Source organism: Spirillospora sp. NPDC048819 (assembly GCF_040650055.1).
Taxonomy (GTDB): Bacteria; Actinomycetota; Actinomycetes; order Streptosporangiales; family Streptosporangiaceae; genus Spirillospora.
Map to the genome: position 1 here is coordinate 85,476 of NZ_JBEZGN010000020.1, position 11,833 is coordinate 97,308.

Annotated in this window: 18 protein-coding genes; 10 read left to right on the forward strand and 8 right to left on the reverse strand. The window is 67.4% G+C overall.

Going from position 1 to position 11,833, the window contains the following annotated elements:
• Positions 1–156 precede the first annotated feature (156 nt).
• The 5 genes from AB0C35_RS25250 to AB0C35_RS25270 all read left to right on the forward strand — a co-directional run bounded on the left by AB0C35_RS25250 (position 157) and on the right by AB0C35_RS25270 (position 4,517).
• Positions 157–1,395: an extracellular solute-binding protein gene (locus tag AB0C35_RS25250; RefSeq protein ID WP_358460450.1), complete on the forward strand. Its 1,239-nt coding sequence runs from the start codon at positions 157–159 to the stop codon at positions 1,393–1,395.
• Entirely contained in the window at positions 1,392–2,285 is an 894-nt protein-coding gene (locus AB0C35_RS25255; protein WP_358460241.1) for a sugar ABC transporter permease, read from the forward strand. Before AB0C35_RS25250 ends, AB0C35_RS25255 begins: the two co-directional genes overlap by 4 nt.
• Positions 2,282–3,136 (forward strand): carbohydrate ABC transporter permease, encoded by an 855-nt coding sequence (locus tag AB0C35_RS25260; protein ID WP_358460244.1) that lies wholly within the window; start codon positions 2,282–2,284, stop codon positions 3,134–3,136. The genes AB0C35_RS25255 and AB0C35_RS25260 overlap by 4 nt, the downstream gene beginning before the upstream one ends.
• A 255-nt stretch (positions 3,137–3,391) precedes the next feature.
• Positions 3,392–3,832 (forward strand): hypothetical protein, encoded by a 441-nt coding sequence (locus AB0C35_RS25265; RefSeq protein ID WP_358460247.1) that lies wholly within the window; start codon positions 3,392–3,394, stop codon positions 3,830–3,832.
• A 73-nt stretch (positions 3,833–3,905) separates the two neighbouring features.
• Positions 3,906–4,517 (forward strand): Uma2 family endonuclease, encoded by a 612-nt coding sequence (locus AB0C35_RS25270; protein ID WP_358460250.1) that lies wholly within the window; start codon positions 3,906–3,908, stop codon positions 4,515–4,517.
• On the opposite strand, the gene mug is transcribed toward AB0C35_RS25270, so the two are convergent.
• From mug to AB0C35_RS25285, 3 genes are read right to left on the reverse strand one after another with little or no spacing between them, the layout of a single operon-like run.
• Entirely contained in the window at positions 4,504–5,067 is a 564-nt protein-coding gene (mug, locus tag AB0C35_RS25275; RefSeq protein WP_358460253.1) for a G/U mismatch-specific DNA glycosylase, read from the reverse strand. The genes AB0C35_RS25270 and mug overlap by 14 nt on opposite strands.
• Positions 5,067–5,786, reverse strand: a complete 720-nt coding sequence (locus AB0C35_RS25280) for a sulfite exporter TauE/SafE family protein (protein ID WP_358460255.1) — start codon at positions 5,784–5,786, stop codon at positions 5,067–5,069. The genes mug and AB0C35_RS25280 overlap by 1 nt, the downstream gene beginning before the upstream one ends.
• Positions 5,787–5,831: 45 nt before the next feature.
• Positions 5,832–6,761, reverse strand: coding sequence for an aldo/keto reductase (locus tag AB0C35_RS25285; RefSeq protein ID WP_358460258.1), 930 nt, complete (start codon positions 6,759–6,761; stop codon positions 5,832–5,834).
• A gap of 82 nt (positions 6,762–6,843) precedes the next feature.
• On the opposite strand from AB0C35_RS25285, the gene AB0C35_RS25290 reads away from it, so the two are divergent.
• Positions 6,844–7,470, forward strand: a complete 627-nt coding sequence (locus AB0C35_RS25290; protein ID WP_358460261.1) for a LysE family translocator — start codon at positions 6,844–6,846, stop codon at positions 7,468–7,470.
• 9 nt (positions 7,471–7,479) lie between these two features.
• Here AB0C35_RS25290 and AB0C35_RS25295 read toward each other — a convergent pair whose 3' ends face one another.
• The 3 genes from AB0C35_RS25295 to AB0C35_RS25305 are packed head-to-tail and all read right to left on the reverse strand — an operon-like array spanning position 7,480 to position 8,443.
• On the reverse strand, positions 7,480–7,695 hold the full coding sequence (locus AB0C35_RS25295) for a hypothetical protein (RefSeq protein ID WP_358460264.1): 216 nt from the start codon (positions 7,693–7,695) through the stop codon (positions 7,480–7,482).
• The gene (locus AB0C35_RS25300; protein ID WP_358460267.1) at positions 7,695–8,066 is read right to left on the reverse strand and encodes a hypothetical protein; all 372 of its coding nucleotides are present in this window, start codon (positions 8,064–8,066) and stop codon (positions 7,695–7,697) included. Before AB0C35_RS25300 ends, AB0C35_RS25295 begins: the two co-directional genes overlap by 1 nt.
• A complete protein-coding gene (locus AB0C35_RS25305) occupies positions 8,048–8,443 on the reverse strand; it encodes an ATP-binding protein (RefSeq protein ID WP_358460270.1) in 396 nt (131 codons plus the stop codon). Before AB0C35_RS25305 ends, AB0C35_RS25300 begins: the two co-directional genes overlap by 19 nt.
• Before the next feature lie 153 nt (positions 8,444–8,596).
• Between AB0C35_RS25305 and AB0C35_RS25310 the strand changes: the two genes are divergently transcribed.
• The 4 genes from AB0C35_RS25310 (at position 8,597) to AB0C35_RS25325 (ending at position 10,423) form a co-directional block, all read left to right on the forward strand.
• Entirely contained in the window at positions 8,597–9,379 is a 783-nt protein-coding gene (locus AB0C35_RS25310; RefSeq protein WP_358460273.1) for a helix-turn-helix transcriptional regulator, read from the forward strand.
• The gene (locus AB0C35_RS25315; RefSeq protein ID WP_358460276.1) at positions 9,370–9,543 is read left to right on the forward strand and encodes a DUF397 domain-containing protein; all 174 of its coding nucleotides are present in this window, start codon (positions 9,370–9,372) and stop codon (positions 9,541–9,543) included. Before AB0C35_RS25310 ends, AB0C35_RS25315 begins: the two co-directional genes overlap by 10 nt.
• Before the next feature lie 53 nt (positions 9,544–9,596).
• Positions 9,597–9,779, forward strand: coding sequence for a DUF397 domain-containing protein (locus AB0C35_RS25320; RefSeq protein ID WP_358460279.1), 183 nt, complete (start codon positions 9,597–9,599; stop codon positions 9,777–9,779).
• Positions 9,780–9,925: 146 nt separating this feature from the next.
• The gene (locus AB0C35_RS25325; protein ID WP_358460282.1) at positions 9,926–10,423 is read left to right on the forward strand and encodes a hypothetical protein; all 498 of its coding nucleotides are present in this window, start codon (positions 9,926–9,928) and stop codon (positions 10,421–10,423) included.
• 545 nt (positions 10,424–10,968) lie between these two features.
• Here the strand turns inward: AB0C35_RS25325 and AB0C35_RS25330 are convergent.
• Together AB0C35_RS25330 and AB0C35_RS25335 are read right to left on the reverse strand one after the other, a co-directional pair.
• A complete protein-coding gene (locus AB0C35_RS25330; protein WP_358460285.1) occupies positions 10,969–11,325 on the reverse strand; it encodes a transposase in 357 nt (118 codons plus the stop codon).
• A gap of 15 nt (positions 11,326–11,340) precedes the next feature.
• The gene (locus tag AB0C35_RS25335) at positions 11,341–11,598 is read right to left on the reverse strand and encodes a polymorphic toxin-type HINT domain-containing protein (protein WP_358460288.1); all 258 of its coding nucleotides are present in this window, start codon (positions 11,596–11,598) and stop codon (positions 11,341–11,343) included.
• Between the last annotated feature and the right edge of the window lie 235 nt (positions 11,599–11,833).

Genomic DNA, 11,833 nt, shown 5'->3' on the forward strand with positions numbered 1-11,833 from the left:
CCGTCCCCGGTGTTGACCGGTGCGCCGTCCGAACGGACGCTGGCCCGAACGGACGCTTGTTCTCCGGGGTAGGCGAAGGGACGGACGATGCGAGTACGTGCTCCCAGGCGGCGCTGGACGGTGTTCGCGGCCGTCGCGATGACCGGTGTCCTCGCGATGTCGGGCTGCGGCGCGAACGAGGACGAGGGCTCGAACGACGACAAGTCCGAGGTCGAGGTCTTCTCGTGGTGGACCGGTCCGGGCGAGGCCGACGGCCTGAAGGCGATGCAGGCCGACTTCGAGAAGAAGAATCCCGGCACCAAGTTCGTCAACGCGGCCATCGCGGGCGGTTCGGGGACGCAGGCCAAGGCCGTCCTCGCGAGCCGGCTGCAGAACAACAAGCCGCCGGACTCCTTCCAGGGCCACGCGGGCGCCGAGCTGCTCGACTACATCAAGGCCGGTCAGATCGAGCCGCTGGACGACTTCTACGCGCAGAACGGCCTGAAGTCGGTCTACCCGAAGCAGCTTCTCGACCAGATCACCTACAAGGGCCACATCTACTCGGTTCCGGTGAACATCCACCGGTCGAACGTGCTCTGGTACAACCCGGACATCCTTGAGGAGGCCGGGGTCGCCGGGCCGCCCAAGTCGATCGCCGAGTTCATCACGGCGCTGAAGGCCGTCGACGACAAGACCGACAAGGTCCCGCTGTCGCTCGGCGCGCAGTGGACCGCCGACCACCTGCTGGAGAACGTCCTGCTCGGCAGCCTCGGCACCGACGCCTACAACGCGCTGTGGGAGCCGGGCGCCGACTGGGGCGGCGCGGCCGTCACCAAGGCGCTGAACGAGTTCGCCGAGATCATGAAGCACACGACGCTGGAGGCCGCGTCCACCGACTGGCAGGGCGCCGCGAAGGCCGTCGTGGACGACAAGGCCGCGTTCAACATCATGGGCGACTGGGCGTACGGCTACTTCACCGGCGCCGCGCCCAACGGCCTCGGCAAGAAGCTCGACACCGACTTCAAGTACGCGCCGGCGCCCGGCACCGAGGGCACCTACATGTGGCTGTCGGACAGCTTCACCCTGCCCAAGGGCGCGCCGCACCGCGGCGGGGCGATCGCGTGGCTGAAGGAGGTGTCCAGCAAGGAGGGACAGGACCTCTTCAACCCGAAGAAGGGCTCCATCCCCGCCCGCACGGACGGCGACAAGAGCCTCTACACCGGCTACCTGCAGTACGCGCTGGAGCGGTGGACCAGCCCCGACATCAAGCTCGCGGGCTCGTTCTGGCACGGCGTGACCGCGAACAACAAGTGGCACACCGACATCGACACCGCGGTGGGCCTCTTCCTCCAGGACAAGGACGTGGCCAAACTCCAGGAGGGCCTGGTGAACGCGGCCAAGAACAGCGGCCAGTGAGGCTTCGCCGTAGCCGGAAGTGGCTGCCGGGGCTGCTGCTGGTCTCGCCGTCCATCGTCGCGATCGGCCTGTTCGTCTACGGCCTCATCTTCTGGAACACGCGGGTCGCGCTGAGCGGCAAGCACGACGAGGTCTCCGAGTACGGGTTCGACAAGGGCAAGAACTTCGTCGACCTGTGGGACCAGCCGAGCTGGCCGGGCGCCGTGCGCAACGCACTGGTGTTCACGGCCGTGTTCGTCGTCGGCGCCTTGCTGCTCGGCGCGTTCCTCGCGTTCCTGATGGACAAGGGCATCCGCGGCGAGGCGTCGTTCCGCATCATCTACCTGTTCCCCATGGCGGTGTCGTTCATCGCCACGGGCGTGGTGTGGCGCTGGCTGATGAACCCGGCGCCGCCGCAGCGCGCGGTCGGCCTCAACCAGCTGTTCGACAAGCTCCATCTGGGGGCGCTGGCGAACAACTGGTGGCAGAACCCGGACTGGGGCATGGCGGCGATGGCGCTCCCGGCGATCTGGCAGATGTCCGGATATGTCATGGCGTTGTATCTGGCCGGTTTCCGCAGCGTCCCCGAGGATCTGCGCGAGGCGGCGCGGGTGGACGGCGCGTCCGAGTGGAAGGTGTACCGGTACGTGGTGTTCCCGCAGCTCCGCCCGGTGACGCTGTCCGCGCTGATCATCCTCGGGCACATCTCGCTCAAGGTGTTCGACCTGATCATGGCGATCGCCGGCAAGCAGATCATCACCTATGTCCCCGCCATCGCCACCTACGTCGAGATCTTCGACCGGCACGACCCCGCCAACGGCGCCACCATCGCCACGTACATGCTCGTCGCGGTGGCCGTCCTGGTCATCCCGTACCTGGTCTGGTCGGTGCGCGGGGAGCGGCAGCGATGACGGCCGTCAAGGCGCCCGCGGCGCGCGGGACGTCCGGCGTCGGGCAGATCGCGAAGCTGGCCGTCCTGCTGGCGTTCGTCCTGCTGTTCCTCATCCCCGTGTACGTGCTGGTCGTCACGAGCTTCAAGCCGCTGGAGGAGGCCGACCCGAGCAGCGCGTGGAGCCTGCCGGACCAGTGGAGCACCTACGGCTGGAGCGCCGCCTGGAACGAGCTGAAGGGCGGCCTGGCGAACAGCGTCAAGATCGCCGTCTCCGGGTCGATCATCTCGGCGGTGCTCGGCTCGCTGAACGGCTACGTCCTGTCCAAGTGGCGGTTCCCCGGCGCGGACGTCGTGTTCACCCTGTTCCTGTTCGGCATGTTCATCCCGTACCAGGCCGTGATGATCCCGCTGGCCGGGCTGCTGACGGAGGTGGAGCTGTCCGGGACGATCCGCGGCCTGGTCCTCGCGCACGTCGTGTACGGCATCCCGATCTGCACGCTGATCTTCCGGAACTACTACGTGACGATCCCGGACGAGCTGATCGAGGCGTCCCGCGTCGACGGCGCCGGGATGCTCCGCACGTACTGGTCGGTCGTCCTGCCCGTCTCGGGCCCGGCGTTCGCGGTGACGCTGATCTGGCAGTTCACCTCGATGTGGAACGACTTCCTGTTCGCGGTGTTCCTCGGCGCCCCCGACAGCTGGCCGGTCACGGTCATGCTGAACAACACTGCGGGCTCGGGCGCGGTCGCCGTCCAGTACAACCAGCAGATGGCGTCGGCGCTCCTGGCGTCCCTGCCGACCCTCCTCGTCTACCTGTTGCTCGGACGATTCTTCATGCGCGGGCTGATGGCGGGGGCATTGAAGGGCTGATCCCACGAACACGTCAACCCGACCGCCTTCTCAGGCGTCACATGGATGATCGAAGGAGATCCGCATGGGAATCGAACGGTTTGCCGATGGTCCCGTGACGGACGACTACCCGTTCGCCTCCCCCGTTGGCATATCCGCTGGGATGCGCCTAGCCTCTCGGGCATCGTCGCTCGGCGCACCGGCGTCCCGCCGCGGCCCCGGCGATCCCGAGGCGACGGAGACCGGGCGAGCACTGGAGGTGACCGCGTGCAGGCGATGAGTGTTCAGCAGCCCTGGGCGTTCGCGATAGCGCGTGGCGGCAAGACCGTCTCGAACCAGGGCCTGCCGACCGCCTACCGCGGCCCGGTGCTCATCCACGCCTCCATGCGCGTCGACCTGAAGGCGTGCGACTCCCCGCTCATCCAGGCCGCCGGCTGGGACCCGCGCGACCCCCTCGCCACCATCGGCGCCGTCATCGCCGTCGCCGACCTCGACCACGTCTGCTCCGCGACCGTCCTGCCCGTCGAGCGGGGCTCCTGCGACTGCGGCCCCTGGTCGGACCGAGGCGCCCACCACTGGCACCTCACCGGCGTCCGCGCCCTCCCCCGCCCCATCGTCTCCCTCGGCCACCCCGGCCTCTGGCAACCAAAGCCCTCCCTCGTCACCGAGGTCACCACGATGTTCGCCACGACCGCCGCCCTCAACAACGCCACCTGAGGGTGAACGGCTCACTACGCTGAGCCTCTGTTCCATCAGGTGAACGGGGGGTTCGAAACCATGCGCGTCGTCCATGATCACGGCGGCTTCGGTCGGTACACGCTGGAGGATCTGCACACCCTGGAGGCAGACGGCGGGGGGCTTCGAACTCGAAGACGGCTGGCTGATCGAGTTGGCTCCGAGCCCACGGCACAATATTGCGGCGCGACGGATCCGGGACATCGTCACGGCGGCCGGGGCCGACTCCGAGATTTTCGTCGACGGCGGCGGCTCGTGGGAGATCAGCACACCGGCGGGCATTCGCAAACCGGACGTGTTCGTCATACCCCACGAGGTTTTGGACGCCGCGATCGTCGATCAGTTCCCAGTTGGCATTTCCGGACGGGACGTTCTCCTGATGGCCGAGGTCATCTCGCCCGGCACCAGCAGCGAACGAACCGACCGGGTCAGAAAGCCCAAGGAGTACGCGGCTCTGGGCATCCCGCAGTTCTGGATCGTCGAGTTCACTCCTCGCCCGAAGGTGCAGGTCCATGTCCTGGACGACGAGGCGCATGCTTATCGCCTGGCTCGTACGGTCCACGGCGGGGAGACGCTGGAGGTCAGCGTCTCGGCGGACAGGCCGTTCACCGTGCGGTTCGACCCGAAGACCCTGGGGGAACTTCCCCGGGACCTTACGGATCTCTGAGTGCGTCGGTGGCTTGGCGGAGGCGGGTGAACTCGGCGGTGATGCGGTCGAGCGGCCAGGACGCGTTGAGGCCGCTCGGGTTTGGCAGGACCCACACGCGTGCCGAGCCGAACGTCTCGTCCTGGGGGCCGATCTGGGTGCGGGGACGGCCGAAAGCGGTGCGGTAGGCGGTCACCCCGGCCACGGCCAGGTAGGCGGGGCGATGCCGTTCGACGAGTGCTTCGAGGCGGCGTCCGCCCTCGCGGAGTTCTTCGTCGGTCAGCTCGTCGGCGCGGGCGGTGGTGCGGCGGGCCAAGTTGGTGATGCCGAGGCCGTAGGAGGGCAGGAGGTCCTGCTCGGACGGGTCCAGCAGGCGGTCGGTGAAGCCGGAGCGGTGCAAGGCGGGCCAGAAGCGGTTGCCGGGACGCGCGAAGTGGTAACCGGTGGCCCCGGAGTAGAGGCCGGGATTGATGCCGCTGAACAGAACGCGTAGCGTCCCGCCGCCCTCGGGTAGGACGTCGGGGATGACGCGGTCGCGGGCGGCCTCCAGATCGGCCTTCGTGGGGCGCATCAGACCAGATTACGGACGATCAGCATCACCGCGGACGTGCCGACGACGATGAGGAGCGCCAGGCGGAGGCGTCCGGCGTCCAGGTAGCGGCGCAGCGGGCCGGCGGCGAGGAACCCGGCGAGGACGAACGGGAGGAGCTCCAGGCCCGCGATGACCTGCCGGGCGGGGAGCTGCCCGGCGAGGGCGAGGGTCGTGAGGGACAGCAGCGCGCCGCCGATGAAGAACAACGCCAGGGTCGCGCGGACGCGGGGGCCGCTCTCACGCTGGTACAGCAACGCGATCGGCGGGCCGCCGATGCCGGACGCGGTGCCGGTGGTTCCGGAGATGAGCCCGGCCGCGGCGAGCGTCCGCCGGTTGCGGGGAACCTCCCGAGACCAGGCCGTCGCGGCGAGGGCGGCGAGGACGACGACGCCGATCACGATGCTGAGCGTGCGGTCCGGGACGGCCGCGACCAGCCAGGCGCCGAGCGGCGTCCCGGCGAGGCGGCCGCCGAACGCCCAGCCGAGTCCCCGCAGCTCGACGTGCCTGAACTCCTGGGCGAGGGTCGCGACGGGAAGGACGAGTGCCATGACGAGGATCGACCCCGGCATCAGGGACGGGTACAGCATCGTCACGATCGGGGTCGCGACGAGCCCGACGCCGAGGCCGACGCTGCCCTGCACGATCGCGCCGGCCAGCGCGGCCAGCCCGCCGAACAGGAGAAACTCGAGATGCGGCACACCGAGGAGGCTATATCCCCATCTTTCCGGTCTGCGATCGCTCTATCACGCCGACGCCTCGGTCAGGCGCTTGAGCTGATCGTCGGTCAGGGTCGTGCGGGCGGCCTCGATGAGCGGCGGAAGCTGGTCGAGCGTCCGGGCGCTGGCGATGGGCGCGGCGACGGTCGGCTGCGCGGCGAGCCAGGCCAGGGCCACCGTCGCGACGGCGGCGCCCTGCTCCTCGGCGACGATGTCGAGCGCGGCGAGGACGTTGCGTCCGCGGTCGGTGTCCAGGTGCCGCGCCGCCTTCCCGGCGCGCACGCTGTCCACGTTGGCTGCGGGACGGTACTTGCCCGTCAGGAACCCGGACGCGAGACCGTAGTAGGGCAGTGCAGCGAGACCGTGCCGTTCGGCGATGTCGCGGCGCGGGCCCTCGTAGGTGTCGCGGGATACAAGGTTGTAGTGCGGCTGGATCGCCACATAGCGGGCCGTCCCCTCGCGCTCGCTGAACTCCAGTGATGCTTCGAGCCGGTCGAGTTCGATGTTGGACACCGCGATCTGCCGGACCTTGCCCGCGGTGACCAGCTCGTCCAGCGCCGTCATGATCTCCTCGACGGGGACGGACGGGTCGTCGAAGTGCGTGAAGTACAGGTCGATGCGATCGGTGCGGAGCCGCCTGAGAGAGTCGTCCGCGGCGGCCTTGATGTTCGCCGGGGCCAGCCCAATGCGCTCGGGATGCCTGCCGACCTTGGTCGCTATGACCATGTCGTCCCGGTTGCCGCGCGCCTGCGTCCACTCCCCGATGATCGTCTCGGACTCCCCGCCGCTGTTGCCGGGCGCGGACGCCATGTACGAGTCGGACGTGTCGATGAAGTTGCCGCCCGCCGCCGCGTAGGCGTCCAGGATCTCGAACGAAGTCTCCTTGTCCGCCGTCCACCCGAAGACGTTGCCGCCCAGGCAGAGCGGGAAAACGTCCAGGTCACCGATCCTGCTCATGTCAGCCACCCCTTGATCCAATCAGACGGTCCAGCACGGCCATTCCCATCGGCCGCCGGAACACTCCTGGCACAATGTCCGCATGGTCACGGCCTGTCTCGCCTTCGCCGCCATGGCCGCGCTGCTGACGATCACGCCGGGCGTGGACACCATGCTCGTCCTCCGCAGCACCGTGACCGGCGGGCGGCGCACTGGTCTGCTCTCCTCTGCGGGCGTGGTCACCGGCCTGATGTGCTGGGCGATGACGAGCGCGCTCGGGCTGACCGCGCTACTGGCCGCGTCCCGCGTCGCGTTCGACGTATTGCGCATCGCGGGAGCCTGCTACCTGCTGTGGCTCGGCGGCCGGGCCCTGTGGAACGCCCGGCGCGGGCGGGCGACGCGTGACGCCTCGGATTCCCGGGAGACGCGGACGTCCGGCCTCACCGCCTTCCGCACTGGCCTCACCACGAACCTGCTCAACCCCAAGGTCGGCGTCTTTTACATGAGCCTGCTGCCGCAGTTCATCCCGGAAGGCGCCTCGGTGTTCTGGACCAGCACGCTGTTCGCCGTCGTCCACGCCGCCGAGGGCCTGCTGTGGCTCGGCCTCATCGTCGTCGCGGCCGGTGCCGCACGACGCGCACTCGCCCGCCCCACCGTGAAGCGCCGCATCCAGCAGGTCACCGGCGTGGCGTTCATCGGTTTCGGCATCCGCCTGGCCGTCGACCACTGACCGCGAACGTCAACGTCTCCATGCCGCTGGACGCTCCGCAAGGAGGTGGACGGCCTGCCGTGCGGCGACGGGATCGGCGACGGCGAGCATTTCGAGCAGTCCGTCGATGTCACCGGACGAGATCAGGGTGCGGCCGGCGGCCCTCCAGATCCCCGCACGATCCCGCGTGATCACCCACTCGGGGAAGAGGTGCCGGAGCAGCAGCAGCGCGACGGGCTCGTCCATCACCGCTGTGGCGGCCCGTCCAGAAGGAAGCGGTCGACGACATGCGCGGCGTGCTTGATGTCGCCTCCGCAGAAGCACAGGAACCCGCCGCGTCCGCGCGGAGCCTCGTAGAACGCCCAGCCGCCGGGCACCGCCAGCACGCACAGGGTCACAGCGACACCGGCGCCGGAAACCAGCAGCAGCGGCGTCCTCACCGGCACGGCCTGGGGACGGTAGTTCTTCACGCACCGCCACCCGCGCCGCTCCAGCACGACCGCGATCAGGTCCAGGTAGCGAACGGCGGTGTCACGGTTTCGTTCGGTGCGCCATTTCAGGCACCGGAAGCGGATCATCCGGCGCACCTGGTAGCCCGTCAGCGAAGCGCGGCCCACGTGACCTTGCCCCCTTCGTTGAGCGGGCGGACGCCCCAGTCGTGAACCAGTTCGGCCACGAGCAGCAACCCGCGCCCGGAGATGGCGGCGTGGTCCTCCGCCTGGATGACCGGACGCCCCTCGCCCGCGTCCCACACCTCCACCACGGGCCGGCCGTCGCGCTCGTCGCGGAACACACGCACCACGATCGGCCCCTCCCCGTGCCGCCAGGCGTTGGTGACGAGCTCGCAAACGACGAGCCGCCCGACGTAGTCGTCGGTGATTCCCCACTCGGCGAACCGCTCGGCGAGAAACCGCCGCGCGAGCCGGGGAGCCTCCTCGGTCGGGTCGAGGACGAGCGGAGGCGGAACCTCTGGTGCAAGAGCTGTTGATTGCATCGGTATGACCTTCGGAACGCGTCGGATGTGCGTAACTCGCTGCACAGCGTCCACTCCGAGGCGTAGCGTTACCAGCGAAGCACCAGATCACACACGCACACCTAACGCTCGTTGGCGAGCGGCTACCGCTACTCACGCGCCGGAGGCCCAGGCATGGCGGCACGCAAACCGACACCGAAGCTCAGCGCCTTCGGGGCAGAGCTGAGACGTCTGCGGGAGGAGGCGGGAATCACGCGGACGGAACTCGCCGCACGGGTGGCGGTCACGCGGAGCTACATCTCCCAGGTCGAGTCAGGGCGCACCAAGTGCCGCAGGGATTTCGCGGAGCGGTTGGACAAGGCGCTGGACACGGGTACCGCCCTGGCCGACACGTGGGACGACCTCGTTCGCTCCAGCACCTATCCGAAGTTCTTCGCGGACTTTCCTAGAGCCGAGTCATCCGCCGTCATGCTGCGCGCCTTCGAGACCAGGCTCGTTTATGGGCTCTTCCAGACGGAGGCGTACGCGCACGTGATCTTGGAGAACGAGGAGTCCGTCCAGGAGCGGATGCGGCGGCAGAACGTCCTCACCAAGCCGAACGCTCCCGCCGTGTTCGTGGTCCTGGACGAGTCCGTTCTCTACCGCGTGGTCGGATCTCGGGAGATCATGCGGGAGCAGTTGGAGCACCTGATCGATCTGTCGGAACGGGCGAACATCACGCTCCAGATCGCCCCTATGCGTTACCACAGAGGAGCCCGGGCACCGTTCGCCATCGCCACGCAGCCCGACCGTAGCGAGGTGGTGTTCCTCGAAAACGTAGTTGGGGGCGAGACGAGTGGAGAGCCCGGAGATCTGACGGATGTGATCGATACCTTCAGTAGGCTGCAAGCGAATGCGCTTTCGCCGAGCGCATCGGTAGAGCTGATCCGGAAGGTAGTGAGTGAGCGATGGACGTGACCTGGCGCAAGTCGTCGCGCAGCGGTGAGCTCGGAGACAACTGCGTCGAACTGGCTGGACTCCCCGAAGGTGTCGGTGTCCGCGACAGCAAGGACCCGGACGGCCCCAAGCTGCTGCTGGGACGTGACGAGTTCGCAGCCCTCCTGGCCGCTGTGAAGCGCTAACACTCCACGTCGACCAGTCGGTCGACTCAACACGCCAGGACGGTGGACCACCAATGGACTGGAACGGTCTTCGCTGGCGTAAGGCCACCCGCTCGACCTCGACCGGGGGTGAATGTGTAGAACTGGCGGTTGTCCCGGAAGGAGTGGGCGTCCGCGACTCCAAGAACCCGGACGGCCCGAAGCTACTGCTGGGACACGACGAGTTCGCGGCTCCGGTAGCTGCCCTGAAGCACTAGGCCCTCCCGAGCGACAGCAGAGTCCCGCCCTGCTCAGGGGCGGGGCCTTGTCGGCATCCTGCCGTCTTCTTCGGCGCGTGGTGCTCGATGAAGTGTCCTCCCGCTGATGGGAACGACTGCGATCCCAAGGATTCGGACGACATCTGATGGACGACTGGCAGCGGCACGCGTGGGCGTTGGCCGAAACCGTGACCCATCCCGTGTCGCAGTGGCGGCCTATCGTCGCCGAAATTCCCCGGCACGTCTTCATCCCGCGCTGGTTCGCGGCCGGCGACGGCTGGGTGGCCGCCGATGGCTTGGCCGATCCACAAGCGTGGGCGCGGGTCGCCTACCGCGACCGTACGGTCGTCACCAGGATCGGAGCCGACCACGCTGATGAGGCCGAGCCCGGAATCGCCGTGCGCGGACGTCCGATGTCCTCGGCAACCACCAGGTCTCCGAACCGTGCAGCCAGCAGGGCAGCGCCGTATCCGAAGCCGTTACCTGCGTCGAGGATGTCGAGACCGTCGCCGAGCATCGCGTGCCGATACAACTGGAGCAGTAGACCGGGCAAAGTCCCCGACGAGTTCGACAGGATCGTCGGCACATTCTCCGTGCCGCACGTTCCGGCGTCCTCCGGTACGCCTCCCACACCAGACGCTTGAAAATGTCGAACGGTTTGGACCGTGACTCACTCACCGATTCCTCCCACCACGTGGTTGATCTGTGCGTAAGCCGGGATGACCCGTCCCCTTTGCTCCACTCCCATTACAGGAGCTTCATCACTACTACGAGACGGTCCGCCCCTGTGCCCTGGGCCGGTACTCGACTCCTTGCGGTTTCTGCCGCTTGGAGATCTCCCTCCACCCCACCCACAACAAGGCAGGGATTCCAGGACGACAGGTTCTCCTGTTCCATGCAAGAGCCTGAATCGCGCTCGCGCCCTCTTCACACCGGATGCCACCGGGGCAGTAAACAGGTATCCCCCGGCTCCTCCCAGGACCGCATACCTTCTCCTGGTTTCGACATCACCTTAAGCATTTCGACGCTTCAACAAGGGTTCGGTTTCACTCGCCTTCGCGATCCACACCTGACGCACTCTCGGCGCGCCTTTTCCGCAACGCTCACCACCCTGGCTCTTTACCGGCGCAGCTTGCGGTGGTTTGCAGTCTCCGCCTGCACAGCGACTGCGGAGGGCCACCCCCATCTCTCATACAGCACCGCCGACCACAGAACCCGGACCTACCCGGACCCCGCGATCAACGTTCAGGACACACGTACGCCGCCGCTTTTTCAGGAAAGCGATCTCCATCTGGAGTTCGCGGATCTCGCGTTCCTGTTCTTTGAGCCGGGCACGCTCGTCCACCGTCAGCTCGGGCTCCTCACCGGCATGCGCGCGCCGGTACGCGTTCACCCAGTTCGCCAAAGTGCCCGCGTTGATCCCGAGTTCCTTCGCCACCTGCGCGACCGGACGCGAAGTCTCGATCACCAGCTTCACTTCCTCTTCCCGGTATTCCGGGGAGAAACTCCTCTTCGGACGAGCCAAATCACTACCTTTCCGGACCACCCCATTGTAGTGGGGTCACTGTCCGGAATCCTCGGGGCGCTTCACATGGTACGTGTGGTGGTTGGCGATGGTGAGGTTGTGGACGCGCTGGTGGGGAGCGGTGCGCTGGTCGGTTGCGATGATCTGGATGTAGGTGCCGGCGCTGGTGCGGAGCCACATGCCGGACTTGAGGTCTGCGGCTTGGACCCAGGCGTTGATGTCGCCGGCGACCCAGAAGGGGTGGGTGTCAGTGGCGATGAGCACGCCGCTGTTGGCGAGTTTCGCACCAGGCAAATTAATTGGCAAATCTATGCACGCAAAATGAGCCTAGCCCCAATAGCATCCTTATTCAAGTGATCACTATCCACGCCTTTTGGATGCAACCAGATGCTAAATCGAATGCATGCCACAAAACTGCTTCCAGATTCGCCGTCGAGGGTCAGGCATTGAACGCGCCTCGCTTGGTCATCTGACACCCCAGAAAACGCTCGAATTTCTTCCGAACGTGTCACACTCGCCCTATCCAGGA

Coding starts and splice junctions, on each gene's coding strand:
- AB0C35_RS25250 (WP_358460450.1), top strand. CDS start 157: ATGTCGGGCTGCGGCGCGAACGAGGACGAGGGCTCGAACGACGACAAG.
- AB0C35_RS25260 (WP_358460244.1), top strand. CDS start 2,282: ATGACGGCCGTCAAGGCGCCCGCGGCGCGCGGGACGTCCGGCGTCGGG.
- AB0C35_RS25265 (WP_358460247.1), top strand. CDS start 3,392: ATGAGTGTTCAGCAGCCCTGGGCGTTCGCGATAGCGCGTGGCGGCAAG.
- AB0C35_RS25270 (WP_358460250.1), top strand. CDS start 3,906: ATGATCACGGCGGCTTCGGTCGGTACACGCTGGAGGATCTGCACACCC.
- mug (WP_358460253.1), bottom strand. CDS start 5,067: ATGCGCCCCACGAAGGCCGATCTGGAGGCCGCCCGCGACCGCGTCATC.
- AB0C35_RS25285 (WP_358460258.1), bottom strand. CDS start 6,761: ATGAGCAGGATCGGTGACCTGGACGTTTTCCCGCTCTGCCTGGGCGGC.
- AB0C35_RS25290 (WP_358460261.1), top strand. CDS start 6,844: ATGGTCACGGCCTGTCTCGCCTTCGCCGCCATGGCCGCGCTGCTGACG.
- AB0C35_RS25295 (WP_358460264.1), bottom strand. CDS start 7,695: ATGGACGAGCCCGTCGCGCTGCTGCTGCTCCGGCACCTCTTCCCCGAG.
- AB0C35_RS25305 (WP_358460270.1), bottom strand. CDS start 8,443: ATGCAATCAACAGCTCTTGCACCAGAGGTTCCGCCTCCGCTCGTCCTC.
- AB0C35_RS25310 (WP_358460273.1), top strand. CDS start 8,597: ATGGCGGCACGCAAACCGACACCGAAGCTCAGCGCCTTCGGGGCAGAG.
- AB0C35_RS25315 (WP_358460276.1), top strand. CDS start 9,370: ATGGACGTGACCTGGCGCAAGTCGTCGCGCAGCGGTGAGCTCGGAGAC.
- AB0C35_RS25320 (WP_358460279.1), top strand. CDS start 9,597: ATGGACTGGAACGGTCTTCGCTGGCGTAAGGCCACCCGCTCGACCTCG.
- AB0C35_RS25325 (WP_358460282.1), top strand. CDS start 9,926: ATGGACGACTGGCAGCGGCACGCGTGGGCGTTGGCCGAAACCGTGACC.